Below are 25,692 nucleotides of genomic sequence, written 5' to 3' on the forward strand. Positions count from 1 at the left end.
CCCACCGTCGTCCCGGCGAAGGCCGGGATCCAGAGTCGCTAGCGACGCAGCTTTTGGCTCTGGGCCCCGGCTTTCGCCGGGGTGACGATCACTTGGTATATTGTCCCAGCCACCCCAGCACTTCGCCATACCATTGCAGCGAGTTCTTCGGCTTGAGCACCCAATGGTTCTCGTCGGGGAAGACCAGCAGCTTCGACGAGATCTCGCGCCGCTGAAGCGCCGTGAACGCCGCCAGCCCCTGGGTATAGGGGATGCGGAAGTCCTTCTCGGAGGTGATCACCAGCTGCGGGGTCTTCCACGCAGTGACGTGGTTGACCGGGTTCCATTTCTCGAACGCGGCGGGGTCCTCATAATAGGTCTTGCCGCCATGTTCCCATTCGTCGAACCAGAGTTCCTCGGTCTCGTATGCCATCGCGCGCGCGTCGAACACGCCGTCATGCTGGACGATGCACTTGAACCGGTCGGGCCACTGGCCCTCGATCCAGTTCATCATATAGCCGCCGTACGAAGCACCGAGCGCGCAGGCATTGTCGCCGTCGAGATACGCAAATTTGGCAGTCGCCGCGGCAAGACCCTTTTGCAGGTCCTCGAGCGGCCAGCCGCCCCAATTGTTGCGGATCGCGTCGGTGAAGGCCTGGCCGTAGCCGGTGCTGCCGTGGAAATCGACCGACACCACTGCGTAACCGGCGCCGGCGAACACCGCGGGGTTCCAGCGATACGACCAGCTGTTGTTGCTCGATCCCTGCGGCCCGCCATGGACGATGAACGCCACCGGCGCCTTCGCTCCCTCGGCAAGGCGCGCCGGGCGGACGGCATAACCCCACACCTTGTCGTTGTTCGCCCCGGCGAAGCTGAACCGCTCGACCTTGGGCAGGTCGATCCCGACGAGCTTCGCCGCGTTGACCGACGTCAGCCGGCTCACCTTCTTGCCGGACAGGCGATAGAAATCGTCCGGCGCGGTCAGGCTGTTCATGCTGAACACCACGCCGTTCGCAGTCGGCAGCACTGCGGAAACGACGCCTTCCTGCGTGAGCCGCGTGACCTTGCCGCTCTTCGCATCGACGCGGAAGATCGGCTCTTCCTGGGTGTCCTGCGCCGTGACGTAGAGCGTCTTGCCGTCGGGCGCCCAGGCGATCGATGCCACCGAGCGATCCCAAGCTTCGGTCAGCGCGCGGACCTGCCCGCTGGCGAGATCGCGCAGCATCAGCACCTGGCGATCGGCTTCGTAGGTCGGGCGCGCCATCGCGAAATAAGCGAGCCATTTGCCGTCGGGCGACACGGTCGGCAGATTGTCCGTCCCGTCATTGTCATCGGTGAGGTTGACCGGCGCGGCGGAGCCGTCGGCAGGCGCCGCGAAGATGTCGAGATTGGTCGAGTTGGGCTCGGTCCGCCCTGCCTCGCGCAGTGCGAAATAGACCGTTTTGCCGTCGGCCGACCAGCTCAGCTCCTCGCCCCCGCCGAACGGCTTTGAGGGCGTATCGCCGAGGAGTTCGCCGCCGATCGCAACGCCGTTTCCGTTGGCGCCGCTCGGCCCGAACGGCAGCACGAACAGCTGCGAGCGGTCGCCGGTCGACCAGCTGTCCCAATGGCGCACGAACATCTGGTCATAGACCCGGCCCGAACCGGCGTTCGGATCCTTCTTGACCTGCGGCAACTCGAGGCTCGGCGCGCCGGGCTTGCGATCGGCCCAGACGAGCAATTTGTCGCCGGTCGGCGCGACCTTGAAGCCACTGAACCCGCCGGGGATGTGCGTCAGCTGGGTCGGTGTACCGCCGGCCACGGGCACGCCCCACACCGCGTCTTCGCCGCCCTTGTCGGACTGGAAATACACTGTCGCACCGTCGGCCGAGAATTGTGGCGCGGTCTCGTTGATTTCGGCTTCGCCGGCCAGTTTGTCGGGCGCGGCGCCTTTCCTGCGAAGGTCGAGCCGCCACAGATCGTAGCGGCCGCGATTGGCGGCGAGATCGGTCTCGCGCTGCTGCCACACGAGCCATTTGCCGTCGGGCGACACCGCGGGCGCGCCGACGCGCGCAAGCGTCGCGACGTCCTGGATGGTGAGATCCCGCGCCAGGGCGGGCGCGGCGGCGAAAGCGAGCGTGACACCCGCGAGCAGGAGATGCTTCATGGAGTGGAGATAAGCAGATGGTTTCGAGCGATACAATCCTCCCTCGCGCAGCGGGGAGGATGAGAAAATCAGTTTCGCCCGGTGATCCGTGTGATCTCGCGCGCGACCATCGCCTCAACGACCTGTGGCAGGTTCGCGTCGAGCCAGTCGCGCAGCATCGGCTTGAGCAATTCGCGCACCAGCCCTTCGAGCGTGTCCGACCCAGCGACGTCGGGCTTCACGACGATCCGCGACAGCGCCTCGAGCGGCCCGCGCGTCGCCTCGACCGCGCGTTCGGAGAGGATCGGCTCGGCACGCGGTGCCTGCACCGGGGCAGCAACGGGCTTCTCGACCGGAGCTCGCTCGACCGGCTCGCGCAGCTCGAGCACGGCCTCATCCTCGGGATCCTCGTCCTCGACGCTCGGGGCGCGGGCAGCGGGCGTCGTCGCCGAACCGGGACGGGCGCGGCGGGTGCGCGACGCCACCGCCGCATCGCCTTCTTCGGCGATGATGCGTTTGATCGAGGATAGGATCTCCTCCATCGACGGCTCGGTACTGATATCCCCCATGGCCGCCACGTCTCCTGTCGCTGAACGTGGTTAAATCAGGGATTTCGAGGGCTTGTGTCAACCGATCGCTGCAACAGGGGATCGAGCTGGCCCGGCGGGACGATCGCGCCCTGTGCGGGCGTGCCCGTGGTGGGGGTGCTGGTGCCGGTAGGAGTCGGGTCGTCGCCCCAGTCGCCGATGCGATTGCGGACGCGCTTGTAATTGGCGGCCGGATCGTAGAGCGGCCCGCCGTCGAGCCCGAGATCCTTGGCCTCGGCGCGCCCCATCGCCGCGAGCAAGGTGAAGCCGGCGACATAGGCATCGCGCTCGGCAGTGACGTAATTGACCTGCGAGTTGAGCAATTCCTGCTCGGCGTTGAGGATGTCGAGGATCGTGCGGGTGCCGACGCTGTTCTCGGCGCGGACGCCCTCGAGGCTCAGCCGGTTGGCCTCGACCGCGACGCGAGTCGATTCGATCACGCGGAGCGCGCCCTGGTACGATGCATAGCTCGACCGCGCCTGCGCGATCACGCCGCGTTCGGTGAGGGTGACCTGCTCGATCGCCGCGCCCTGCCGCGCCTGCGCCTGGCGAACCTCCGCCGCCGGCCGTCCGCCCTGGAAGATCGGCAGGGTCACCTGCGCGCCGAGCGTGGTGGCGAAACCGTTGCTGTTCACGCCCTGTGCGCGCGCCTGCGAACCGACCGAGCCGAGATAATTGTAATAATCCCCGCCGACGCCGAGGCTCACTTGCGGCAGTCGCCCGGCGCGCGCGACATTGACGTCGTAACGCGAAGCGTCGCGCGCGAGCTGCGCGGCTTCGAGGAACGGGTTGTTGGCGAGCGCGGTCTGCTCGGCAACCTGCACGTCGTCGGGCAGATTGGGCAGCGGCGGCGGCGCGGCGAGCACCCCCGGCGGGGTGCCGATCACGCGGATATAATTTTCGCGGCTGCCGATCAGCCGCGCCTCGGCGGTGCGCAACTGGCTCTGCGCCAGCGCGAGCCGCGCTTCGGACTGGGCGACGTCGGTGCGCGTGAGATCGCCGACTTCGAAACGGTCGCGCGTCGCCTGGAGGTTGACCTCGAGGACATGGACGTTCTGCTGGTTGAGCCGGACGATCGCCTCGTCGCGCAGCACGTCGACATAGGTCGTCACGGTCTGGGTGAAGATGTCCGACTCGGCGCCGCGCAGATTGGCCTGCCCCGCATCGACGCGGGTTTCGGCCGCGCGGACCGAATTGCGCACCGCGCCGCCGCTGAATACCGGCACCGAGAGATCGAGCCCCAGCGAACCGCGCCGGCTTGGTCCGACATTCGCATCGGTATCGTACAGGCTGTTGCTGAGCGCGCCGGTGGAATTCACGCCCGGGAGCCCACGCGACCGTGCGATCGGCACGTTCTCGTCATTGGCGCGCTGATTGGCGCGTTCGCCGGCCAGGTCCGGATTGGTGTTGTATGCCTGGACCAGCGCATCGCGCAGCGTCGTCGTCGGCTGCGCCGCGGGCGCAAGTGCAGGCGTCGCAGTGGGCGGCGCGGTCTGCACCCGCACCGGAACAGTCGTGCCGGTGCGCGTCGTCGTGGTCTGCGCGGCGGCAGGCACGGCGAGCGCAGTCAGGCTCACGCCCAGCAGCAGGTTGGTCAGTCGCATTCAGTCTCTTCTTTTTTCAGAAAGTGAAGGTCCGTAGGCGTCGGAAACCAGGCAATTCGGCACATTCGATGTCCATGAAGTCGACGAGACCGAAGCCCCCCTCGCTGCGCGTACCGGCGGCGAGCCGGGTCACGCCGCGATCGACCAATCCGGTGAGCACGCGCCCGCCGGGCTTGAGTTGCGCGACCAGTGCGTCGGGGAGCTGCTCGACCGCGCCGTCGACCAGGATCAGATCATAAGGCGCCCCCGTGGCCCAGCCGGCATCGAGCGGCCCCTGCACGACCTCTACCGTCGCCTCGGCAGCGAGCGCAGCACGCGCGAGGGCGACCAGCGCATCTTGCTCGAGCGCAACCACCGATCTGGCGAGCAGCGCGAGCAACGCCGCGGCATAGCCCCCGGCGGCGCCGACGAGCAGCACGTGATCCCCGGGCTGGACATGCGCTTCGGTGAGCAGCCGCCCGATCACCAGCGGCGAATTGTGGCGGCGGCCGCCGACGAGCGGCAGAAGGCCGTCCCGATAGGCGAGCGCACGATGCTCGGCGGGCAGATAGTCTTCGCGCGGCACGCGTGCCATCGCCTCGACCACGCGCGCGTCGTTGACCGCGTTGGTCCGCAGCTGACTCGCGACCATCGCGTGGCGCATCACTTCGAAGCGAGTCGCTTCGACGGGCGCAGGATCGACCGATAGGGTCATCATCACTCCGGCTTTCTCGCACAGCCGTGTTAGCTGCGCAATACACTTGTTGAACGTTGCCGTGCTTCTATCGCGCTGCAGCGTCGCCGCCAAGCGAGGCTGCGATCATTTTGAAACTATGTTGACAGCGCCACCCCCCTCGCGCATCTCGCGCCCTCGCTTCGAGGCCCGATGGCGGAGTGGTGACGTAGAGGACTGCAAATCCTCGCACCCGGGTTCGATTCCCGGTCGGGCCTCCAGCATTTTCCGATAAATACGAAAAAGGCGCCCGCTTCGCAGCGGACGCCCTTCGAACTGGTTGGTGCGCCGGTTAGCGGCGACGGCCGCGGCAATCGCCGCCATCGACTTCGCGGCCGAGCAGGGCGCCGGCACCCGCGCCGATGATCGTCCCGGTGGTGCTGCGGCCCCGATAGGAATTGCCGCGACCGATCTCGCCGCCGAGCAGGCCACCGGCGACTGCGCCGAGGAGCGTACCGGTGGTGCCGCTGCTGCAGCGACGATAATTGTCGCGATAACGGTTGCCGCGATACCCGCGGCGATAGTCGCGCCGGTCCTCGCGATAGCCGCGATCCTCGCGATAACCACGATCGCCACGATAACCGCCGTCGCGATAATCGCGCTCATAATAGCCGCGGCCGTAATCCTGCGCGGCGGCGGGAGTGGCGGCCAGGCCGCCGAGAGCGACGGTGGCGGCAAGCGCTGCATTGAACAGGGACTTGATCATTTCATCCTCCTTCGGGGGCGACTCGTTGCCTCCACATGCCGAGTCTTTTGCCATTCCCAACGTGGAACGAGCCTGAACGCTTCCGTTAGGCGCCGTTCATCCGCACCCTGATCGATACTGTGGCATTTTCGCATCTCACCGGCGGAAAGGAACGTCTCGTCGACAATATTTGGCCGGGCGCCTGGAACAAGTCCGGAATCTCGCCGGTTTGGACCTGCGAATACGGGGAACCCAGCATGTACGATTTCGGCGTCCGTCAGGCGCTTTCGGGCCATCGCGGCGCCTATCATCCACAGCAAGCGAATCAGTGCCCCGGCTGCGGCAAGTCGCACTGGATGATCGGTCGCGTCACCGCCGAATGCGCTTTCTGCGGCACTGCGTTGCCGCTGATGGGGGGATTCAGTTCCGGCAATGGTATGATGCGCCCACGGACGATTCCCGCGCTCGCTCCGCTGGCGGCATAGCGTTCCGTCTCGGAACGCCGCCCCCGCCGCGGACGTTGCACGTCGCGAAACCCGCGACAGGAGCAGCCCCAATGACCGACATTTCAGTCACTTCGCCCATCGAGCGAATCGCTCGCGTGATCGCGGCGGAGACGCTCAGCATCAACGGCGAAGGCCTGGAAGAGAGCGCCGGCGGCACGGTAGATGCGGTTTGGCAGCAGGAGCGCGGACGCGCGATGTCCGTACTGCGCACCCTGCGCGAGCCGACCCCCGAAATGGTCGAGGCCGGCCGCGCCGCGGGCAGCGATCCCGCGGAGATCTGGAACGCCATGGTGCGCGCAGCGATCGGCCAGGAGGAGACGATCTGATCTCTGCTGCGTCACCCCGGCGCAGGCCGGGGTCTCAGGCCTTTCGCTTGCCCACGAGATCCCGGCTTTCGCCGGGATGACGCTCAGAGTCCGCCGCGGCTTTCGCCCTCGTCATTGGGCTTGGCCATCGCGGTGTGCAGCTTGGCATTGATCGTATCCGGCGTGATGTGGCTCAGCGCCGCCTGAAGCTTGTTGATGAAGCCCGACACGATGTGCGGCTTGCGCCCGGTCATCGCGTCCCAGCCGTCCTGCGCCACCTTGGCCGCATCGGCCTTGTCACCCTCGCCAACCGGCGTGTCGAGCATGCCGGCGCGGCGGAAGAACTCGGTCTCGGTCGGCCCCGGCATCAGCACGGTGACGTTGACCTTGGTGTCCTTGACCTCTTCGCGGAGCGCATAGGAGATGCTGTCGAGATAGGCCTTGGTGCCGTTATACACGGCTTGCCACGCGCCGGGGATCACCCCGGCGATCGATCCGGTGATCAGCACATTGCCTTCGTCGCGCGCGACCATCTGCTGGAGCACTTTCTGAAGCAGATAGGTGGTGCCGGTGACATTGGTGTCGATCACTTTGCGCCATTCGCTGACGTCCTGCGCCAGGAAGCCCTGCCCCAGCCCGCGCCCGGCATTCGCCACGAGCACGTCGATCGGCCGCCCGGCGGTGGCCGCGAGCAAGCGGTCATTGCCTTCGAAGGTCGACAGATCGGCTTCGACTGCCTCGACGGCAACGCCATAGCCATCGAGTTCGCCCGCCGCGGCGTCGATCTGGGGCTCGTCGGCGACGAGGACCAGGTCATAGCCTTCGCGCGCGGCGATCTTCGCGAGTTCCTTGCCGATGCCCGTCGAGGCACCGGTGATCACTGCCAGTTTGTTCGCCATTTTGCTTTCTCCGATGAATCGTCACCCCGGCAAAGGCCGGGGCCCAAAGTCACGAGCGATACGGTCGATGGCTCTGGATCCCGGCCTTCGCCGGGATGACGAATGAGGTTCAGGCCAGCTCGAGGCCCGGCTTGAGCACCACCTTGGTGCAGGTGTCCTGCTCGTTCTTGAACATCCGATACCCTTCCGCCGCCTGTTCGAGCGGCAGCCGGTGGGAGATCAGGAAGGTCGTATCGAGCTCCTTGTTGCCGATCATCTCGAGCAATTGCGGCAGGTATTTCTGGACGTGGGTCTGGCCGGTTTTCACCGTAAGCCCCTTCTCCATCAGCGCACCGAACGGGAATTTGTCGATGAACCCGCCATAGACGCCGGGTACCGACACGCGCCCGCCCTTGCGGCACGCGACGATCGCCTGGCGCAGCGCGTGCGGGCGATCGGTGCCGAGGAAGGTCGACGCCTTGATCTGGTCGACGACATTGTCCGCGAAAAAGCCGTGCGCTTCGAGCCCGACGGCGTCGATCACTGCGTCGGGGCCGATCCCGCCGGTGAATTCCATCAGCGCCTCATAGGTGTCGGTCTGCTCGAAGTTGATCGTCAGCGCGCCGAACCCGGCCGCCAGCTCGAGCCGGTGCGGGAAATGGTCGATCGCGATGACGCGGTGCGCCCCCATCTTGAATGCCGCCTGCACCGCGAACAGCCCGACCGGGCCGCAGCCCCATACGGCCACCGTGTCGCCGGGCTCGATCATCGCATTCTCCGCCGCCATCCAGCCGGTCGGCAGGATGTCCGAGAGGAACAGCACGTCGTCGTCGGGCATCCCGTCGGGGATCACGATCGGGCCGACGTCGCTGAACGGTACGCGGACATATTCGGCCTGGCCGCCGGGATAGCCGCCGGTCAGATGGGTATAGCCGAACAGGCCGCTCATCGGCTCGCCGTACAGCTCCTGTCCGAGATCCTGGTTTTCGGCCGGATTGCCATTGTCGCAGGCCGAATATTGCTGCTTCGAGCAATGGAAGCAGCTTCCGCACGAAATGGTGAAGGGCACGACGACGCGCTGTCCCTTCTTGAGCGTCGACTTGGGGCCCACATCCATGACTTCGCCCATGAATTCATGGCCGAGGATGTCGCCCTTCTGCAGCGTCGGGATATAGGCGTCGTAGAGATGCAGGTCCGATCCGCAGATTGCGGTCGAAGTGATCTTGATGATGGCGTCGCGCGGATTGAGGATCTCGGGGTCCGGGACCGTCTCCATCCGCACGTCGTGCTTTCCGTGCCAGGTGAGTGCGCGCATGTTCTTCTCCGCTTACGGAATTTGGGGCTCAGCTGTGGGGTTCGCGATTGGGCGGCGTGGTCGTCGCGATCTCGCCGGTTTCCATCAGCTGCTTGAAACGCCGGAGGTCGCGTCGCGACGAGGTCTGCGGCTCCTTCTGGGTCAGCGTGGCGATCGCCTTGCCGATCAAGCCGCCCGGCGGATCATAGGCCAGCACCGCACGGACATGAGTGCCGTGTCCGGGCGGGCCGTCGCGGAATTCGACGCGGCCGCTGTTCTTGATGTCTCCCTGAGCTTCCCAGGCGATCAGCTCGCCCGGCCGCTCTTCGGTGACCACCGAATCCCATTCGTAATTGCCGTTGGGACCCTTCACCGTCCAGTGCGAGCGGGTCGCATCGGCCACGTCAACCGAGACGATATTCTCCATGAAGGTCGCGAGATTGGCGAAGTCCCGCCAATAGGCATAAAGCTCTTCGCGCGGGCGCATGATGGCGACCGTATGGCCCCACACCGTGCCTTCGCCGCCCTGGGCCTCGCTGGTCTGCACGTCGCTGTCTTTCGAGACATAAGACGGCGCGTCGTCGCGTACATCGCTCATGCTTGGCTCCTCAACCTTGTTCGTGGCCGCCGGGATAATCCTCCAGCTTGGCCTTGCCCTGATTCTTGACTGCCTGGCGCCCCTCGCCCTGCAACGCGGGATCGGAGCCTGGCTCGACCTCCGAGCCTTCGTCCTTGGCACCGCCTTCGGCCAGATCCTTGCTGGACATAGATCCTCCTCTCCGGAAGCAGATATTCCGCTATCCGTTTGACTTGAATAAGCTTTTGCAGGCTTCCGTTCGCTACGGATGCTGGGAAGGTTAACCCCCGGCAGTCAATGGCGTTCCCTCAAAATCCACTCCCTTGCGGGCCGGGGTGCAGGTGGTATTGCGAGGCGATGTCCGCCGCCCTCACCCTTTACAATTCGCTCACCCGCACTCTCGAGCCGTTCGCGCCGCTCGACCCTGCCAAGGGCGTGCGCGTCTATTCGTGCGGCCCGACGGTCTATAATTACGCCCATCTCGGCAATCTGCGCGCCTATGTCTTCACCGACACGCTGAGCCGCGTGCTCAGCTGGAAGGGCCATGCGCTCACCCATGTGATCAACATCACCGATGTCGGCCATCTGACCAGCGACGCCGATGCCGGCGACGACAAGATGGAAGCCGCCGCGCGCGCCCAGGCCAAGAGCATCTGGGACGTCGCGGCGCATTATACCGCGGCGTTCAAGCAGAACATCGCCGACCTCAACATCCGCCAACCTTCGCGATGGTCGGTCGCGACCGATCACATCGCCGAGATGATCGACTTCGCGACGAAGATCGCGCCCGCGCATTGCTACGAACTCGATAGCGGCCTCTATTTCGACACCAGCACCGTCGCCGATTACGGCCACCTCGCCGGTTCGCAGGACGATACCCGCGAAGGCCGCATCGAGGCAGTCGAAGGCAAGCGCCATCCGCAGGACTTCGCGATCTGGCGCAAATCGCCCCCCGGCGAGCAGCGTCAGATGGAATGGGATTCGCCCTGGGGCAACGGCGCCCCGGGCTGGCACCTCGAATGCTCGGTGATGAGCCTGAAATATCTCGGCGCGCCGTTCGACATCCACACCGGCGGGATCGACCATCGCGAGATCCACCATCCCAACGAGATCGCGCAGAATCAGGCGTTCTGCGGATGCGACGATACCGGCGCGCATTTCTGGATGCACAACAACTTCCTCGTCGACCGCGGCGCCAAGATGTCCAAGTCGAAGGGTGGCTTCACCACGCTGCAGTCGCTGATCGATGCGGGGGTCCACCCGCTCGCGTACCGGTTGCTGTGCCTGCAGGCGCATTATCGTAAGGAACTGGAGTTCTCTTCGGAGAACATTGCGGCAGCGCTAACTCGATTGAAGCGGCTGGTCATTGCCGCCAACTTCTTCCTCGCTCGCAATGGCGCCCACGGAAGCCTCGATAATAGCGAAACTGCACCCGGAGCTCAGTACTTTCTTGACCGACTCGATCAAGCGATTTCCGACGATCTCAACACTCCGATAGCACTCACCGTTCTTGACGAAATGCTGAGTAGCAGCGGCATTTCACCATACGAACGCGACGGCGTGCTTCATAAGTTTGACGCCCTATTTGGACTACGCCTTTCCGAACTTACGCGAGAAGAACTGCGAGTTAGGCCCGCAGGCGCGAGCTTTACCGCCGAAGAAGTCGAATTGCGTCTCGCCGAGCGGAAGAAAGCGCGAGCCGCCAGGGACTTTGCTCGCTCCGATGCAATCCGCACCGAACTCACCGCGGCCGGTGTCGAGGTTATGGACGGCGATCCGCTAGGCTGGGATTGGAAGCCGGCGCTGTAAAGCATGCGCGGCTTCCACATATAATAGTCACCCCGGCCTTGTGCAGGGGTCCACTGTGCAACAATCGAAAAACCCTGACCCTCCAGCCCTTCCGCCGCCTCGCGGTGGACCCGGCACAAGGCCGGGGTGACGATGAAATTAAGCGGATCAAGCGCCCGACCCCTTGCGCCCCCACCCCCGCTTCCGCCAAAACGCGCGCAACACGGGAGGCAGCAATGCGGGGACAGGTATTGGGCGTCGATCGCACCAGCGGCGACGGGCAGATTTCGGGCGAGGATGGGCATCGCTACAGCTTTCGGCCCGGCGACTGGAGCGGCGACAAGGGTCCGGCGGTGGGCGCGCGCGTCGATTTCGCGATCGAGGGCACGCGCGCATTGCGCATCTTTCGCCTGCCCGAGTCGGACACCGCGGCGGTGGCCCATCGCCAGCCGCCGGCGAATGATCGCAACAAATATGTCGCGGCATTGCTCGCTTTCTTCCTCGGCACGCTCGGCATCCATCGCTTCTATCTCGGCCGCAACGGCACCGGCGTGCTGATGATCGTGATTTCGATCACCGTGGTCGGGCTGATCGTCACCGGGCTTTGGGCTTTTATCGACACAATCCGCTATCTGATCATGTCCGACGCCGAGTTCGAGCACCGCTACGCCTGATGAAGCTCGTCCTCCCCGCGCTTGCCCGGCCATTGGTCGAGGCGCAGCTCCCGGCGGGGCTGGACATCCACTGGTTCGCCAATCTCGACGAAGCGATCGACATGGTCGCCGATGCCGATATCGGCTGGGTCGACAATAACGGCCCCGCCAATTGGGCCCGGGCCGTCGCCGCGGGGCGCAGGCTCCAATGGCTGTCGACGATCTATGCCGGGCTCGATCCGCTCGACAAGGACCAGCTTCGCGCGCAGGGCACCCGAGTCACCAACGGCAGCGGCGTCAACGCCCACACCGTCGCCGAATATGCCGTGCTGGGCGCGCTCGTCGCCGCCAAGCGCTTCGACCAGGTCGTCCGCATCGCCGACACCCATGTCTGGCCGTTCGATGCGCCGGGCAAGCTCGAGCTGTTCGAGACCAATGCGCTGGTGATCGGCTATGGCACGATCGGCAGGCTGATCGGCGAGAGGCTCGCCGCGTTCGGCGTCACTGTCACCGGCGTCACGCGCACCGGAGCAGCTGGCACCATCGGCCCCGATGCGTGGCGCGAGCGCCTGGCAGAATTCGACTGGGTGTTTCTGGCAGCCCCGGCCACCGACCAGAGCCGCGCGATGATCGGCGAGGCCGAGCTCAAGGCAATGAAGCCCTCGGCGTGGGTCATCAATGTCGGCCGCGGCGAGCTGATCGATCAGGACGCGCTGATCGACGCGGTGACCAAGCGCCGCATCGCCGGCGCCTTCCTCGATACCGTCACCCCGGAGCCGCTGCCGCCCGAGCATCCCTTGTGGACCGCTCCGAACATCATCCTGTCGATGCATTTGTCGGGTCGCAGCCAGACCCGCATGTTCGTCCGCGCCGCGGCGTTGTTCGTGAAGAATATCCACGCCTTCGTGGAGGGCCGCCCGCTCGAGAACGAAGTCGATCTCGAAGCGGGGTACTGAGCACGCCGGACGGAGGCTATTTGGCGGGTTGCTCCATCGCGAACAATCGGTCCCAGAACGCATCCTTGAGGAGATATTCCATCGCCGCGCCGTCGCTGCGGTCGTCGGGGCAACCGGCCTGGTAGGAGAAGGTCCGCGCCGCCATCTCATCGCTCACTTCGCGCGCGAAGTCGGGGCCGAGCCGGCGAGTGAGCACCACCAGCATCGCCCGCGCGGCCTCCGATCCCCACAAGGCGCGCAGATCGGCGACATATTCGTGATCACTTTCTTCCTCGGTTTCGTCGACCACGAATTCGTTGTCGATTTCCTCGTCGAGGGCGATGGGCATCAGGTCCATGGGAAGTCTCCTTCCTGCATCAACGCGAAGACATACGCATAGGTCCAACCGGTGTGCGTCAAGCGGCTTTACCCTGCGGGGGTAATTTATCCCTTGCCAGTTTTTACCCCGTCGGGGTAAGGCGCCGCATCATGACCACACTCGCAGGTTCCAAGATCCGCCGCTTCCGCGAGGAACGCGCCCTTTCCCGCGCCGCTTTCGGTGCGTGGTTCGACACGCCCGGCTCGACCGTGCAGGGCTGGGAGGAGGACGGCAAGCGCGCCTCGCCCGCGTTGCTCAACCAGATCGCCGCCAACGGCATCGCGCATCACCAGGACTGGTACGTCCCTGTCCGCAACCTGGAGCAAGACATGGGCTGGACCCCTGACAGCTGGACCCATGCCGAGGCGCGCCAGCTCCCCAATTACCCCGATCAGGCGGCGTTGAACGCCGCCACGACCACGCTCGCTTCGTATCCGCCGCTCGTCTTTGCCGGCGAGGCGCGCGAACTCACCACCGATCTAGCCAAGGTCTCACGCGGCGAGGCGTTCCTGCTCCAGGGCGGCGACTGTGCCGAGAGCTTTGCCGAGTTCCACCCCAACAACATCCGCGACACCTTCCGCGTCATCCTCCAGATGGCGGTCGTCCTTACGTTCGCGTCGAAGCTCCCGACGATCAAGCTCGGCCGGATGGCCGGCCAGTTCGCCAAGCCGCGCAGCGCCGACACCGAAGTGATCAACGGCGTCGAATTGCCCTCGTATCGCGGCGACAATGTCAACGACATCGCCTTCACGCCCGAGAGCCGCATCCCCGATCCGCAGCGGATGGTGCAGGGCTATTCGCAGTCCGCCGCGACGCTCAACCTGCTGCGTGCCTTCGCCACCGGCGGCTATGCCAACCTCCACCAGGTCCACCGCTGGACGCTCGACTTCATGGGCCGCAGCCCCTGGTCGAAGAAGTTCGCCGACGTCGCCGACCGTATCGGCGAATCGCTCGATTTCATGGAAGCGTGCGGGATCAACCCCGACACCGTCCCGCAGCTCAAGGGCACCCAATTCTACACCAGCCACGAGGCGCTTTTGCTCCAGTACGAGCAGGCGCTGACCCGGCAGGACAGCCTCACCGGCGACTGGTACGATACCAGCGCGCATTTCCTGTGGATCGGCGACCGCACCCGCTTCGAGGGCAGCGCGCATGTCGAGTTCCTGCGCGGCATCGGCAATCCGATCGGGATGAAGTGCGGCCCCAGCCTCGAGCCCGACGCCTTGATACGCCTGCTCGACACGCTCAACCCAGCACGCGTCCCCGGCCGGATGACGTTGATCACGCGCTACGGCCACGACAAGATCGAGAAGGGGCTCCCCGCCCTCATCCGCGCGGTGAAACGCGAGGGGCATCCGGTGGTATGGAGCTGCGACCCGATGCACGGCAACGTCGTCAAGGCGGCCAACGGCTACAAGACCCGGCCGTTCGATCGCATCCTGGCGGAAGTCCGCGGCTTCTTCGCCGTCCATCGCGCCGAGGGCACCTTCGCGGGCGGCATCCACGCCGAAATGACCGGCCAGAACGTCACCGAATGCACCGGAGGCGGTATCGATATCACCGAGCAGGCGCTCGCCGATCGCTACCACACGCATTGCGACCCGCGGTTGAACGCGGGGCAGAGCCTGGAGCTGGCATTTTTGCTGGCGGAAATGCTGAATGCGGAGATGGCGGAGCGGCGCAAGGCGGCCTAGTCCCTCATCTCGCCAGCCGCTGGCGATCCATCTTCAGCGTCACGATCACCCCGCCTTCGGACCAGTCATAGTCGATCGCGCCGCCCAACTGGCCCGAAACAGTGCGCTTGACGAGATTGCTGCCGAACCCGGAGGGTGCCTCCGGCGCGTCGACCACCGGGCCGCCGCGCTCGATCCACGTCACCGTGATCGTGTCGCCTTCGGTCGCGCTGGTCACGTCGAGCGTTCCGGCACCTTCCGAAAGCGCCCCGTATTTGACCGAGTTGGTCGCCAGTTCGTGGATCACCAGCGCCAGCCCGGTCGCCGCGCGCTCGCCCACGCCCATCCGCTCGACCGCGACGCGGATCCGCCCGCTGAACGCACCGGGATCGTCATACGGGGCGAGCAGCACCGAGATCAGGTCGCCGAGCAGCGCCGCCGAGCCCTGATCATGCGGCAGCGGCCGGACCAGATCGTGCGCGCGGCCCAAAGCGGTAAGCCGCGCAGTGAGGTCGTGCGCCATGTCCTCGGCACTCACTGCCGATCGCGATGTGATCGCAGTCAGCCCCGAAGCGATTGCGAGCAGGTTCTTGACGCGATGGCTCATTTCGCCGGCGAGCAGCTCATGGCCTTCCTCGGCCTGCTTGCGCCCGGTGACGTCGAGGAAGATGCCGAACATCGTCCGCCCGACGATCCCCGCATCCTCACCCTGCCCGCGCGCCGAAATCCAGCGGATCTCCGAGCCGACCATGATGCGGAAATCAGTCTCGTAATAGCCTAGCACTGCCCGTGTCGCCGCGAACGCGGCGCGAACCCGGTCGCGATCGGCCGGATGGATGTGCGCCGACAGCTCCTCGAAGGTCACTGACCGGCGCCACGGCAGCCCCCACAATTCGAACCCGCGCGCGTCCATCGTGAACTGGTCGGTGTCGACCTCCCACGCCCACAACGCCACTCCTGCCGCGCTAACCGCGAGGCGAAGATGACGCGCATCCCATTCATGTGGGATTGGCTCCTTGGCGGTCACATAGCGTCCTGATTTTGCAATGCCCCTCCCCATAGCCGCCCGCCCGCCTTGGGGCAAACGTTGGGCGCGCGGCTCAGCTGGCACTGCATCGCAACAAAGCGACACACGCCCGTAACACGACCCCGCCACAGGGGCCGTGCCGGCGCAGGGTCCCCTCCTTCCGCGCCGGCTCTCCCCGAACTACGGGGCGGCTCCGGCCGCCCCGGCTTTTTACTCGGGCCGTTGGCAGACCGCCTCGATATTCTGCCCGTCGGGATCGCGCACGAACGCGGCATAATAATTGGGATGGTAATGCGCGCGGATGCCCGGGGGGCCGTTGTCGATTCCTCCAGCCGCCAACGCTGCGGCATAAAACGCGTCGACTTCGCTGCGGGTATCGACTGCGAAGGCGACATGGATGCCCGCTCCGACTCGCTTCTCGTCACCGATCCAGAAGAAGGGCTTGCCGTCCTTGCCATAGCCCAACATCGAGCCCGCACCCGTCTCCTCGGGGGTGACGCGCATCACCTCGGTGATGCCGAGAGGGGCGAGCGCGGCGACATAGAAGGCGCTCGATCTGGCAAGGTCCGAAACGGAAAAGCCGAGATGGTCGATCATGATTTGCTCCTCACGCGTCAGGGAAACAGGTCCACCACCTCGGCGCCCTCGCCTTCGGCGGCGAGCAGCAGGGTGCGGTGGCAATGTTCGGGATTGCGCTCGAAGCAGAGCAAGGCGCTCGGCTTCTCCGCCGCGAGCGCGCGCATCTGCGCCGCTTCGGCCTGCGCCTCGGGGAGGCCGAGCTGGACTTCGTACACCGCCTCGAGCGTTGCCACATCGCCTTTCTTGGCGGCGTCGCGCCCCGGCTTGGGCGTGCCGAGATTCTTCAGCAGGACATAGTCGATCCCTGCGTCCCTGAGACTTGCGGCGAGGATGTTCTTCGAGAAGCCCGGCCGTCGCGACAACGGGAGCGCGCGGACATCGATCACCCGCTCCACGCCGGCCTTGTGGAGCGCCGCGATGAACTCGACCATCGTCGTCGCCTCATAGCCGATGGTGAAGATCTTCATGCTCGCAAACTCCGCACCACGCCCCAGGCGATCAACGCCTGTCCGGCGAAATAGGTCGGCCAGATCAGCAGCCCGGGCAGCGCCGAACCGGACAACGGCCCGTCCTGGCCGAAGATGAGCAGGTCCGACAGCGCGAACAATGCCGCGCCCAGTCCTACGCTCGCCTGCGGGAAGCGGCTGATCGCGGCGGTGCCGAACATCGCGCCGAGCCCCGTGGCGTACAACGCGATCCCCGGTGCCGCCCCGCGGTCGGTCGGCAGGCCCCACGCCGCCGCGGCGACCGCCACTGCGATCAGCCCCGCCTGCCATAGCGGCCCGCAGCGATTGCGCAGATACACCAGCACGGCGACGAGATGGCCGGCGAGAAAGGCGACTGCGCCGACCGTCATCCCGTGCGTCTCGATCAGCACGTCGCCCAGGGCGCCCAGCCCGAGCGCCGCGGCGATCAACCAGCCGTCGACGGTCCGCGCCTGCGTCGCCGCCCACAAAGCGAGCAACGCCACGCCCGATCCCTTCCAGGCCACATGCGCCGCAGGCGCGATGGCGATCCACTGCGTCGCATAATAGCTTCCTCCCGCGAGGAACGCGGTGAGGAAGATCAATCGCAAGCGACCTGCATTCATCAACCGGAGCATAACGCCGTCGCGGCCTTTGTCATGTGGCCCACATGCCGCTATTCGCCCGGCGGTGACTCACGACATCCATATCATCGGCGGCGGCCTCGCCGGATCCGAAGCCGCCTGGCAGCTCGCGCAGGCAGGACACAAGGTCAAGCTCTCCGAAATGCGCGGCTCGGGCAGCATGACCGCCGCGCACCAGAGCGATCGCCTCGCCGAACTCGTCTGCTCGAACAGCTTCCGCTCGGACGATGCCGAGCGCAACGCCGTGGGGCTGCTCCATCAGGAGATGCGCGACCTTGGCTCGTTGATCCTCGGCCAGGGCGACATCTACAAGGTCCCCGCCGGCTCGGCGCTCGCGGTCGATCGCGATGGCTTCGCCGACGGCGTCACTGCTATGCTCGCGGGCCATCCCAACATCACCATCGTCCGCGAGCGCGTCGATCAGCTGCCCGGCGAGGGCCTGACCATCGTCGCCACCGGCCCGCTCACTGCGCCGGGCCTCGCCGACAGCATCGGCAGCGCGACCGGCAAGGAGAGCCTCGCCTTTTTCGACGCGATCGCGCCGATCCTCCATTTCGAGAGCATCGACTTCACCACCGCCTGGTACCAGTCGCGCTGGAACAAGGGCGAAGGCAAGGATTACATCAACTGCCCGATGTCGAAGGACGAATATCTCGCCTTCCACGCTGGGCTGATCGCGGGCGAGAAGACCGAGTTCCGCGAATGGGAGAACGTCCCCTATTTCGAAGGCTGCATGCCGGTCGAAGTGATGGCCGAGCGCGGAGTCGATACGCTGCGCTATGGCCCGATGAAGGGCGTCGGTCTCGACGATCCGCGCACCGGGCGCTGGCCCTATGCGGTAGTCCAGCTGCGCCAGGATAATGCCAGCGGCACGCTGTGGAACATGGTCGGCTTCCAGACCAAGCTCAAATACGGCGCGCAGGTCGAGCTGTTCCGCACCATTCCGGGGCTCGAAAACGCCGAATTCGCGCGGCTGGGCGGGCTGCATCGCAACACCTTCATCCGCTCGCCCGAACTGCTCGACCCGACGCTGCGCCTCAAGTCGCGCCCGAACATCCGTTTTGCCGGGCAGATCACCGGGTGCGAAGGGTATGTCGAAAGCGCCGCGATCGGGCTGCTGGCCGGACGCTTCGCCGCGGCCGAGCTCGCGGGAACGACGCTGGCATCGCCGCCGCGAGAGACTGCGCTGGGCGCGCTGCTCGCGCACATCACCGGCGAGGCCGAGGTCGAGACCTACCAGCCGATGAACGTCAATTTCGGGCTGTTCCCGCCGATCGAGGGCCGCTCGAAAAAGGCGGATCGCAAGCTGATGTACACCAGCCGCGCGCGGGCGGCGTTTTCGGGCTGGATCTCCGCTTAGGGTCTGTCCTCAATGGGATATCAGTTCGCCGCTGGGCGTGGGCGCCTCCCTTCACTTGCTCGGTTTGCAGTCGGGTCCGATCATCCCTTGCAATGTAGGATTTCCCTTGCTGAGATGGATGCGCTGCCGACCGGTGGCCGCTCTTTGACAATATGGCTGCCGACCGGAACCCGAGACGCGTATTGGGGACCTGTGTGTGCATTCCGATCTGGCCCGTCCGCCGCTGGAACATGCGCGATAGTGTGACCCTGGTGTGACCTTCGGTCCGCAAGATGCGCATGCCCGGGGCGCGACGGCCCTTGCCCTGATCGCGCGGCTCTCAATTGAGTCCTGCCCCTAATCCTCGGCTTCTTCCTTCGCTGGAGCTGCCGGGCACACGCAGCGCGGTTTGGCGCCGGGGCGCGGCTTGACGGCCGTCGCCAGGAATTCGGCGCGAGTGAGCGTGCCCGATTTGTCGGCATCGGCGCCGGCGAATTTGGTGGTTGTCTTCGCCGCCCACTCCTCGAAATCGAGCCGGCCGTCGTGATTGGCGTCGAGCTTGGCGTAGGCCTTACGGCGCGACAGCAGATATTCCTCCCTCGAAACCGCGTCGTTGCGGTCCTTGTCGAAGCGGTCGAAGCGCTTCTGCTCGCGCGTCTTCTCGCTCGCTTTGGGAGCCTCTGCCGGCAGGGGCTCCTCTGCCGTGGCGGCGGCAGCGCGCGCGGCCGGTGCCGCGGGAAGCTTGAACTCGGAAGCGGCCGAGCCGCGGAACAGGAACATGCCTGCGAGCATCAGCAGCACCGCTGCGCCCGCGCCTGCGAAATAACGCCACATCGAAGGTCTCCCCCGATTGTCGAAGGCGACAGGCTACGCAAGTCGCGCGCGCTGGCAAGCCCCTACTTGCCGGTCAGCCGATGCCAGAGCAGCCGGCCCACCCGATGCGGCGCGCCCTTGTGAGGGTGCATGCCATCGGGGAGGCGCAGGTCCATCCGTGCAAGATGGGCGAGCGCGCCGAGTGCGCGCCCGTTGCGGCTCCAGCGTGCGGCGGCAGCCTCGTCCAGCAGCGGAGTCGCCATCGCGCGCGCCTCCGCGGCCTCGATGGGCGCGCGCAGGTTCCGCGCCAGGTCGACCAACGCCCAGCCCTGGCCCGCCGCGGCGACAGGATCCCCCGACGCCGCTGCCATCGCGGCCCCGGCGGCGACAAACAGATGACCGCGACCTTCGCCGAACCGCCGCAGGGCGGCCAAGCCCAGTTCGGGCTCTTCGATCAGCACTTCCCAGCCATGAACGATCGGCACCAGCGACTCGCCCGAAATGCCCAGGGGCAGCACCGACATGGCCAGCCCCTGCAAGGCGGGCTCGGAGGGCGGTGACTGGCTGTCGAGTCGCGCCAATGCCTCGCGCCACCAGGCGAGGCGCAATTGTCCCAGTGCGGGCTCGCTCGTCGTCCGGATCAGGTCCGCCAGGCGATCGTCGAGTGCGAGCAGGGCGGAAAGCGCTCCCCGTCGCGCTGCCGGCGCATAAGCGAGCACGATCGGTCGCCACGGATCTGTGTCGATCGTAGGCAAGGGTGCTTCAAACAATTTGTTAACTCGCTTCGTGGCATCAAAACCCAGAGGTCCAGGGGTGCGCCGCGTCATGATCTATTCGCAAGAGTCGAGGAAAGCCATCCGGCGTGGCCGTATGGCAAGACACGTTCTTTCGTTTCGCGATGACACCAGAGGCGTGGCCGCGATTGAATTCGCATTCATCGCAGCGCCGCTGGCCGGACTGATGGTGGCCATTCTGCAGACCAGCCTGACGTTCTTCGCACAGCAGACGCTCGAAACCACGGCCGAGAAGTCTGTGCGCAAGCTCATCACCGGAGAAGCACAAAAAGCGAGCATGACCGCAGCGCAATTCAAGACCCTGGTCTGCACCAAGCTTCCCTCGTTCATGAAGTGCGACAATGTCTATGTCGACGTGACGAGCGCGGTCAGCTTCGCGAGCATTGCGACCAGCGCTCCCACCATCACCTTCGACGGTGACGGCAAGGTCACTAACAGCTTCGCTTTCACCCCCGGCGGGCCCGGATCGATCAACATCGTTCGAATCATGTACGCCTGGGACGTTCAGGCCGGACCCTTCGGTTTCGATCTGGCCACCATGTCGAACAAGAAGCGACTGCTTTACGCGACGGCGGTATTCAAAACGGAGCCCTATACATGATCGCCCGTCTGGCACGCGAAACGCGCGGGGTCTCGGCAGTCGAATTCGCCTTCGTGCTGCCGTTCCTCGTGCTGCTGTTCGTCGGCGGCTACCAGCTGTCGGACGCAATCTCCGCGTATCGCAAGGTCACGGTGGCGACGAAGACCGTTGCCGACCTCACGTCGCAATATACTTCGGTGACCAATGGCGAGCTCGACCAGATTCTCGCGGCCAGCCAGCAGGTAATGGCACCTTACAAGGTGTCCAATGCCAAGATAACGGTTTCGCAAGTCTCGATCGACAATAATGGCAATGCCATGATTTCGTGGAGCCGGGCGCTCAACACGCCCGAAATGACCGTGGGCACCGCGTTCACGGTTCCTGCGACGATCAAGCAGAACAACACATCGCTGATCGTGGCGACGATCACCTATTCCTATGTGCCCGTCGTCGCGAGCGGCATGTTCGGCACCATCCCGATGCGCGACGACATCATCATGAGTCCGCGCGCCTCCAGCTCGGTGAAGAAGATCTCATGAGCACATTGCGCACCCTTCTCGCACGCCTTGGCCGGCTGTCGCGTTCGCTCGCCCGCGATAAGCGTGGCAACGTGCTGATGCTGATGGCGTTTTCGGTCATTCCGCTCACGCTATCGGCGGGGATGGCGATCGACTATGCCCGCGCCGCGCGGCTACAGACCAAGCTCAACGCCGCGGCCGACGCCGCGGCACTCGCGGCGGTCACCGAGCCGATGATGAAGCTCGACAACACCGCGGCGAAAAACGCCGCCATTGCCATGTTCAAGGCGCAGATCAGCAATTTGCCGGGCCTGGTCTGGAACGACGTCGACCTGAATGTCACGATCACCGGCAACAACGCCGCTACTACGACCCGCGATTCCGTCGTGACCTACACGGCCAAATCGACCAACGCCTTCGCCGGCGTGGTCGGCATGTCGACGATCACCATTGGGGGAAGGTCCAGCGCGACCGCCACTGCGGCGCCGAATATCGACTTCTACCTCGCGCTCGACACGTCGCCGTCGATGGCGCTGCCGACCACCACCGCGGGTTTCACCGTGATGGACAGTGCCGTAAAATGCGCCTTCGCCTGTCATTCGAACAAGATCGAGAACTACGTATCCGATACGGGTTCGATGAAAAGTATGATCCTCGATACCGCCAAGTTTTCGGTCAATAAAAGCCCATTTCCCTCGGTGGGATCAGGCACCGATCTGAAGATCGTCATCGACGACAAGGGCAGCTATATCTACGATAACAAGACGACGACTGAAAAGCGATGCATGCTCGGGCCCAATGACAAACCGCAAAACCAGAAGGACATATGTATCTATAACTCCGACAATACCTATGTCGACAGTTACTGGTACGCCCTTAATAAGGGAGTCCGGCTCCGAGTCACGGACGAGAAGATCGCCGCAAAGGATTTGATGGCGCTCGCAAAAACCTATGCGCTTGAAAACAGTCGTGCCTATCGCGCCGCTCTTTACACCTTTGACCATGAGACAAATTTCAAGACGATTTCCAATCTGTCGTCCGATCTCATTGCGGTAGGCGAAGCCGCCAGCAAAATCGATCTCGTCACGGTGAACGACAGAGAGAGGAACGGCAGCCCGCCCGACAAATCGAAGAACCGGGACTATATGTTCACCAGCTTCGACACCGTTCTGACCCAGATGAAGAGCGCGATGCCCAATCCGTCGGGCAAGGGATCGAACCAGCCCGGCGATTCGCCCCAAGCTTTCCTGTTCCTGGTCACCGACGGGATGAGCGACGAATATATCGGGGGCAGGACGCGCACCGCGATGCACGCGAACCAGATCACCCAATGCAACGATCTCAAGAGCCGGGGCATCAAGATCGCGATTCTCTATACGGAGTATACCGAGGAATCGATCAAGGATGACGCGGAGGACCAAAAGAAGATTGCGACCGCCGCGATCAAAAACATCGCGACGCAGCTCACCAAATGTGCCTCGCCGGGCTTGATGTACACGGTCAAGACCGATCAGAGCATCTCGGAGGCGCTGCAAGCCCTGTTCACCAAGGCCGTCGCCACCGCGCGTCTCGCCACCTGATCCGCGGAGACGCCCGTGGCGCGCGCCAGGCGCGTGCCACGGGGTCGGCATCAAGCGCGGTAGGTCACTTTCTTCACCGCCGTCACCACGCGCGCCGCATCGACCAGCGCGAGCTTCTCGAGATTGGCGGCATACGGCAGCGGCACGTCCTCGTTGGTGACGCGCAGCACCGGCGCGTCGAGGTCGTCGAAGCCCTTTTCCATCACCACCGCGACGATCTCGGACGAGATCGAGCAGGTCGGCCAGCCTTCCTCGACCACGACGAGGCGGTTGGTCTTCCTGACGCTCTCGAGAACCGTCGCAGTATCGAGCGGACGCAAGGTGCGCAGGTCGATCACTTCGGCGTCGATCCCCTCGCCCGCCAGCTTTTCGGCCGCCTCCAGCGCGACGCCGACGCCGATCGAATAGGACACGATCGTGACGTCCTTGCCCGGCCGCACGATCCGCGCCTTGCCGATCGGCAGGACATAATCGTCGAGCTTGGGCACTTCGAAGTGGCGGCCGTAGAGCAATTCGTTCTCGAGGAACACGACGGGGTCCTCGCTGCGGATCGCCGCCTTGAGCAGCCCCTTGGCATCGGCGGCGTCATAGGGCGCGATCACGATCAGCCCGGGGACGCTGGCATACCAGGGCCCGTAATTCTGCGAGTGCTGTGCGCCGACCCGACTCGCCGCACCGTTGGGACCGCGGAACACGATCGGGCAGCGCATCTGGCCGCCCGACATGTAATTGGTCTTGGCGGCCGAATTGATGATGTGGTCGATCGCCTGCATCGCGAAGTTGAAGGTCATGAACTCGATGATCGGCTTCAGTCCGCCCATCGCGGCGCCGGTGCCGACGCCGGCAAAGCCATATTCGGTGATCGGCGTGTCGATCACGCGCTTGGGCCCAAACTCTTCGAGCAGGCCCTGGGTGACCTTATATGCGCCCTGATATTCGGCGACTTCCTCGCCCATCACGAAAATGCGCGGATCGGTGCGCATTTCCTCGGCCATCGCGTCGCGAAGCGCCTCGCGGACGGTGGTCTTGACCATCTCGGTACCCGCGGGGATCGCCGGATCGCTGACCGTCGCGGCCTTGTCGCTGGCGAGCTGAGCGGAGCCACTCTCGGCTTTTTTCGGCGCAGGCGACTCGGACTCGGCGGCCTTCTGCTCCTGCGCCGGCGCTTCGGCCGTGGGAGGCTCGGCAGCGGCAGGCGCCGGCGTCGAGGCATCTTCGCCCTCGCCAGCGATCGTCGCGATCACGGTGCCGACCTTTACGTTGTCGGTGCCTTCGGCGACCAGGATCGACGCGATCGTACCCTCGTCGATCGCTTCGAATTCCATCGTCGCCTTATCGGTCTCGATCTCGGCGAGGATGTCGCCCGACTTCACGACATCGCCCTGCTTGACCAGCCACTTGGCGAGCGTGCCCTCTTCCATGGTCGGCGAGAGCGCCGGCATCTTGAGTTCGATCGGCATCTCAATAGGTCTCCACCAGCACGTCGGTGTACAATTCCGCGGGGTCGGGTTCGGGGGTCTGCTCGGCAAAGTCGGCGGCCTCTGCCACCACCTTGCGGATCTCTGCCTCGAGCGGCTTGAGCTGCTCCTCGGTGATGCCCAGCGTCGCCAGCTCGCGCTTGACCGCTTCGATCGGATCGGACTTCTCGCGCACCGACTGGACTTCCTCGCGGCTGCGATACTTGGCCGGATCGGACATCGAATGGCCGCGATAGCGATAGGTCTTCATCTCGAGGATGATCGGGCCCTTGCCCGCGCGGACCCAGGCGAGCGCCTCCTCGGCGGCACCGCGGCAGGCGAGCACGTCCATGCCGTCGACCTGGATGCCGGGGATGCGGAAGCTCTCGCCGCGCTTGTACAGCTGGTCCTCGGACGAGCTGCGATTGACGCTGGTGCCCATGGCGTACTGGTTGTTCTCGATCACGTAGATGATCGGGAGCTTCCACAGCTCGGCCATGTTGAACGATTCGTAGACCTGGCCCTGGTTCGACGCCCCATCGCCGAAATAGGCCATCGCGACGCCGCCATCCTCGTTATATTTGTGCGCGAAGGCGAGCCCGGTGCCGAGCGAGACCTGCGCGCCGACGATGCCGTGGCCGCCGTAGAACTTCTTCTCGGTCGAGAACATGTGCATCGAGCCGCCCTTGCCGCGGCTGATGCCGGCACTGCGCCCGGTCAGCTCGGCCATGATCACCTTGGGATCGATCCCGTAAGCAAGCATATGGCCATGATCGCGATAGCCGGTGATCACCGAGTCCTTGTCGCCGTCCAGCGCCGACTGCAGGCCGACCGCGACGGCCTCCTGGCCGATATAGAGATGGCAGAAGCCGCCGATGAAGCCGAGGCCGTAAAGCTGGCCGGCTTTCTCTTCGAAGCGGCGGATCAGCAGCATCTGCTTGTAGAATTCGAGCAGTTGCTCCTTGGAAGCATTGTACCGTTCTGGTTCGTCAGGACGTTCGCGGTTCGGTACTGCAGGTTCGGTGGACGCTATGCGTGCCGGTGCTTTGGCCACAGGAAATCCTCATGCCCGGGGGAGGTCAGTGCGGGCCTATAAGCGCGTTCTTGGCCGGGACGCAACGTCAACGCGCGGAGAAGAAGGAGGTTCGTCGGCGAAGCGATCGCTTCCCTCCCCGCTGGAGCGCCGATTCACCGCCGACGCAACCGAAGCGGCGCTG

28 protein-coding genes and 1 tRNA gene are annotated in these 25,692 nt (G+C 65.0%); 11 read left to right on the forward strand and 18 right to left on the reverse strand.

Going from position 1 to position 25,692, the window contains the following annotated elements; all coding sequences use genetic code 11:
- Positions 1 to 88: 88 nt before the first annotated feature.
- The 4 genes from E5A73_RS02950 to E5A73_RS02965 form a co-directional block, all read right to left on the reverse strand.
- Complete coding sequence (locus E5A73_RS02950; RefSeq protein WP_135962279.1) at positions 89 to 2,125, reverse strand: alpha/beta hydrolase family protein; 2,037 nt, start codon at positions 2,123 to 2,125, stop codon at positions 89 to 91.
- A 68-nt stretch (positions 2,126 to 2,193) separates the two neighbouring features.
- Complete coding sequence (locus tag E5A73_RS02955) at positions 2,194 to 2,673, reverse strand: DUF2497 domain-containing protein (RefSeq protein ID WP_206366362.1); 480 nt, start codon at positions 2,671 to 2,673, stop codon at positions 2,194 to 2,196.
- Positions 2,674 to 2,708: 35 nt separating this feature from the next.
- Positions 2,709 to 4,295: a TolC family outer membrane protein gene (locus E5A73_RS02960; protein WP_135962280.1), complete on the reverse strand. Its 1,587-nt coding sequence runs from the start codon at positions 4,293 to 4,295 to the stop codon at positions 2,709 to 2,711.
- Positions 4,296 to 4,311: 16 nt separating this feature from the next.
- Entirely contained in the window at positions 4,312 to 4,992 is a 681-nt protein-coding gene (locus E5A73_RS02965; RefSeq protein ID WP_135962532.1) for a protein-L-isoaspartate O-methyltransferase family protein, read from the reverse strand.
- A gap of 162 nt (positions 4,993 to 5,154) precedes the next feature.
- On the opposite strand from E5A73_RS02965, the gene E5A73_RS02970 reads away from it, so the two are divergent.
- Positions 5,155 to 5,228, forward strand: a tRNA-Cys gene (locus tag E5A73_RS02970).
- 71 nt (positions 5,229 to 5,299) lie between these two features.
- Here E5A73_RS02970 and E5A73_RS02975 read toward each other — a convergent pair.
- Entirely contained in the window at positions 5,300 to 5,713 is a 414-nt protein-coding gene (locus tag E5A73_RS02975) for a glycine zipper 2TM domain-containing protein (RefSeq protein WP_135962281.1), read from the reverse strand.
- A 236-nt stretch (positions 5,714 to 5,949) separates the two neighbouring features.
- Here E5A73_RS02975 and E5A73_RS02980 point away from each other — a divergent pair, with 236 nt between their 5' ends.
- A complete protein-coding gene (locus E5A73_RS02980) occupies positions 5,950 to 6,177 on the forward strand; it encodes a hypothetical protein (protein ID WP_135962282.1) in 228 nt (75 codons plus the stop codon).
- Positions 6,178 to 6,248: 71 nt separating this feature from the next.
- Positions 6,249 to 6,524, forward strand: a complete 276-nt coding sequence (locus E5A73_RS02985; RefSeq protein WP_135962283.1) for a hypothetical protein — start codon at positions 6,249 to 6,251, stop codon at positions 6,522 to 6,524.
- Positions 6,525 to 6,607: 83 nt separating this feature from the next.
- On the opposite strand, the gene E5A73_RS02990 is transcribed toward E5A73_RS02985, so the two are convergent.
- The 4 genes from E5A73_RS02990 to E5A73_RS21180 form a co-directional block, all read right to left on the reverse strand.
- On the reverse strand, positions 6,608 to 7,402 hold the full coding sequence (locus E5A73_RS02990; protein ID WP_135962284.1) for an SDR family NAD(P)-dependent oxidoreductase: 795 nt from the start codon (positions 7,400 to 7,402) through the stop codon (positions 6,608 to 6,610).
- Between the two features lie 109 nt (positions 7,403 to 7,511).
- Positions 7,512 to 8,696 carry a zinc-dependent alcohol dehydrogenase gene (locus E5A73_RS02995; RefSeq protein WP_135962285.1) on the reverse strand — a complete coding sequence of 395 codons (1,185 nt, stop codon included), beginning with the start codon at positions 8,694 to 8,696 and terminating at the stop codon, positions 7,512 to 7,514.
- Positions 8,697 to 8,724: 28 nt separating this feature from the next.
- A complete protein-coding gene (locus tag E5A73_RS03000; RefSeq protein ID WP_135962286.1) occupies positions 8,725 to 9,273 on the reverse strand; it encodes an SRPBCC family protein in 549 nt (182 codons plus the stop codon).
- 10 nt (positions 9,274 to 9,283) lie between these two features.
- Entirely contained in the window at positions 9,284 to 9,442 is a 159-nt protein-coding gene (locus E5A73_RS21180; protein ID WP_168355782.1) for a hypothetical protein, read from the reverse strand.
- 167 nt (positions 9,443 to 9,609) lie between these two features.
- Between E5A73_RS21180 and cysS the strand changes: the two genes are divergently transcribed.
- From cysS to E5A73_RS03015, 3 genes are all read left to right on the forward strand, one after another.
- A complete protein-coding gene (gene cysS, locus E5A73_RS03005) occupies positions 9,610 to 11,061 on the forward strand; it encodes a cysteine--tRNA ligase (protein ID WP_135962287.1) in 1,452 nt (483 codons plus the stop codon).
- A 215-nt stretch (positions 11,062 to 11,276) separates the two neighbouring features.
- Complete coding sequence (locus tag E5A73_RS03010) at positions 11,277 to 11,714, forward strand: TM2 domain-containing protein (protein ID WP_135962288.1); 438 nt, start codon at positions 11,277 to 11,279, stop codon at positions 11,712 to 11,714.
- Complete coding sequence (locus tag E5A73_RS03015; protein ID WP_135962289.1) at positions 11,714 to 12,649, forward strand: NAD(P)-dependent oxidoreductase; 936 nt, start codon at positions 11,714 to 11,716, stop codon at positions 12,647 to 12,649. The genes E5A73_RS03010 and E5A73_RS03015 overlap by 1 nt, the downstream gene beginning before the upstream one ends.
- Before the next feature lie 16 nt (positions 12,650 to 12,665).
- On the opposite strand, the gene E5A73_RS03020 is transcribed toward E5A73_RS03015, so the two are convergent.
- Positions 12,666 to 12,986 carry a hypothetical protein gene (locus tag E5A73_RS03020; RefSeq protein ID WP_135962290.1) on the reverse strand — a complete coding sequence of 107 codons (321 nt, stop codon included), beginning with the start codon at positions 12,984 to 12,986 and terminating at the stop codon, positions 12,666 to 12,668.
- A gap of 350 nt (positions 12,987 to 13,336) precedes the next feature.
- On the opposite strand from E5A73_RS03020, the gene E5A73_RS03025 reads away from it, so the two are divergent.
- Complete coding sequence (locus E5A73_RS03025) at positions 13,337 to 14,701, forward strand: class II 3-deoxy-7-phosphoheptulonate synthase (RefSeq protein WP_206366374.1); 1,365 nt, start codon at positions 13,337 to 13,339, stop codon at positions 14,699 to 14,701.
- Between the two features lie 4 nt (positions 14,702 to 14,705).
- Here E5A73_RS03025 and E5A73_RS03030 read toward each other — a convergent pair whose 3' ends face one another.
- The 4 genes from E5A73_RS03030 to E5A73_RS03045 all read right to left on the reverse strand — a co-directional run bounded on the left by E5A73_RS03030 (position 14,706) and on the right by E5A73_RS03045 (position 17,376).
- Positions 14,706 to 15,635, reverse strand: coding sequence for a sensor histidine kinase (locus E5A73_RS03030; RefSeq protein WP_240699983.1), 930 nt, complete (start codon positions 15,633 to 15,635; stop codon positions 14,706 to 14,708).
- Between the two features lie 282 nt (positions 15,636 to 15,917).
- Positions 15,918 to 16,304, reverse strand: a complete 387-nt coding sequence (locus E5A73_RS03035; protein WP_135962293.1) for a VOC family protein — start codon at positions 16,302 to 16,304, stop codon at positions 15,918 to 15,920.
- Between the two features lie 17 nt (positions 16,305 to 16,321).
- On the reverse strand, positions 16,322 to 16,753 hold the full coding sequence (locus tag E5A73_RS03040; protein WP_135962294.1) for a DUF488 domain-containing protein: 432 nt from the start codon (positions 16,751 to 16,753) through the stop codon (positions 16,322 to 16,324).
- On the reverse strand, positions 16,750 to 17,376 hold the full coding sequence (locus E5A73_RS03045) for a lysoplasmalogenase family protein (RefSeq protein ID WP_135962295.1): 627 nt from the start codon (positions 17,374 to 17,376) through the stop codon (positions 16,750 to 16,752). The genes E5A73_RS03040 and E5A73_RS03045 overlap by 4 nt, the downstream gene beginning before the upstream one ends.
- A gap of 64 nt (positions 17,377 to 17,440) precedes the next feature.
- On the opposite strand from E5A73_RS03045, the gene trmFO reads away from it, so the two are divergent.
- Positions 17,441 to 18,754, forward strand: a complete 1,314-nt coding sequence (gene trmFO / locus E5A73_RS03050) for a methylenetetrahydrofolate--tRNA-(uracil(54)-C(5))-methyltransferase (FADH(2)-oxidizing) TrmFO (protein WP_135962296.1) — start codon at positions 17,441 to 17,443, stop codon at positions 18,752 to 18,754.
- 336 nt (positions 18,755 to 19,090) lie between these two features.
- On the opposite strand, the gene E5A73_RS03055 is transcribed toward trmFO, so the two are convergent.
- Positions 19,091 to 19,567: an EF-hand domain-containing protein gene (locus E5A73_RS03055; RefSeq protein ID WP_135962297.1), complete on the reverse strand. Its 477-nt coding sequence runs from the start codon at positions 19,565 to 19,567 to the stop codon at positions 19,091 to 19,093.
- Between the two features lie 62 nt (positions 19,568 to 19,629).
- Positions 19,630 to 20,301: a squalene/phytoene synthase family protein gene (locus tag E5A73_RS03060; RefSeq protein ID WP_240699984.1), complete on the reverse strand. Its 672-nt coding sequence runs from the start codon at positions 20,299 to 20,301 to the stop codon at positions 19,630 to 19,632.
- 70 nt (positions 20,302 to 20,371) lie between these two features.
- Between E5A73_RS03060 and E5A73_RS03065 the strand changes: the two genes are divergently transcribed.
- From E5A73_RS03065 to E5A73_RS03075, 3 genes are read left to right on the forward strand one after another with little or no spacing between them, the layout of a single operon-like run.
- Positions 20,372 to 20,941, forward strand: a complete 570-nt coding sequence (locus E5A73_RS03065; RefSeq protein ID WP_240699985.1) for a TadE/TadG family type IV pilus assembly protein — start codon at positions 20,372 to 20,374, stop codon at positions 20,939 to 20,941.
- Positions 20,938 to 21,459 (forward strand): TadE/TadG family type IV pilus assembly protein, encoded by a 522-nt coding sequence (locus tag E5A73_RS03070; RefSeq protein WP_135962299.1) that lies wholly within the window; start codon positions 20,938 to 20,940, stop codon positions 21,457 to 21,459. The genes E5A73_RS03065 and E5A73_RS03070 overlap by 4 nt, the downstream gene beginning before the upstream one ends.
- Positions 21,456 to 23,018, forward strand: coding sequence for a TadE/TadG family type IV pilus assembly protein (locus E5A73_RS03075; RefSeq protein ID WP_135962300.1), 1,563 nt, complete (start codon positions 21,456 to 21,458; stop codon positions 23,016 to 23,018). Before E5A73_RS03070 ends, E5A73_RS03075 begins: the two co-directional genes overlap by 4 nt.
- A 50-nt stretch (positions 23,019 to 23,068) precedes the next feature.
- Here E5A73_RS03075 and E5A73_RS03080 read toward each other — a convergent pair whose 3' ends face one another.
- Both E5A73_RS03080 and pdhA read right to left on the reverse strand, forming a co-directional pair.
- Positions 23,069 to 24,478, reverse strand: a complete 1,410-nt coding sequence (locus tag E5A73_RS03080; RefSeq protein ID WP_135962301.1) for a pyruvate dehydrogenase complex E1 component subunit beta — start codon at positions 24,476 to 24,478, stop codon at positions 23,069 to 23,071.
- 1 nt (position 24,479) lies between these two features.
- Positions 24,480 to 25,529, reverse strand: a complete 1,050-nt coding sequence (gene pdhA, locus E5A73_RS03085) for a pyruvate dehydrogenase (acetyl-transferring) E1 component subunit alpha (RefSeq protein ID WP_135962302.1) — start codon at positions 25,527 to 25,529, stop codon at positions 24,480 to 24,482.
- Between the last annotated feature and the right edge of the window lie 163 nt (positions 25,530 to 25,692).

Origin of the sequence: Sphingomonas gei, from assembly GCF_004792685.1 — a bacterium.
Taxonomy (GTDB): domain Bacteria; phylum Pseudomonadota; class Alphaproteobacteria; order Sphingomonadales; family Sphingomonadaceae; genus Sphingomonas; species Sphingomonas gei.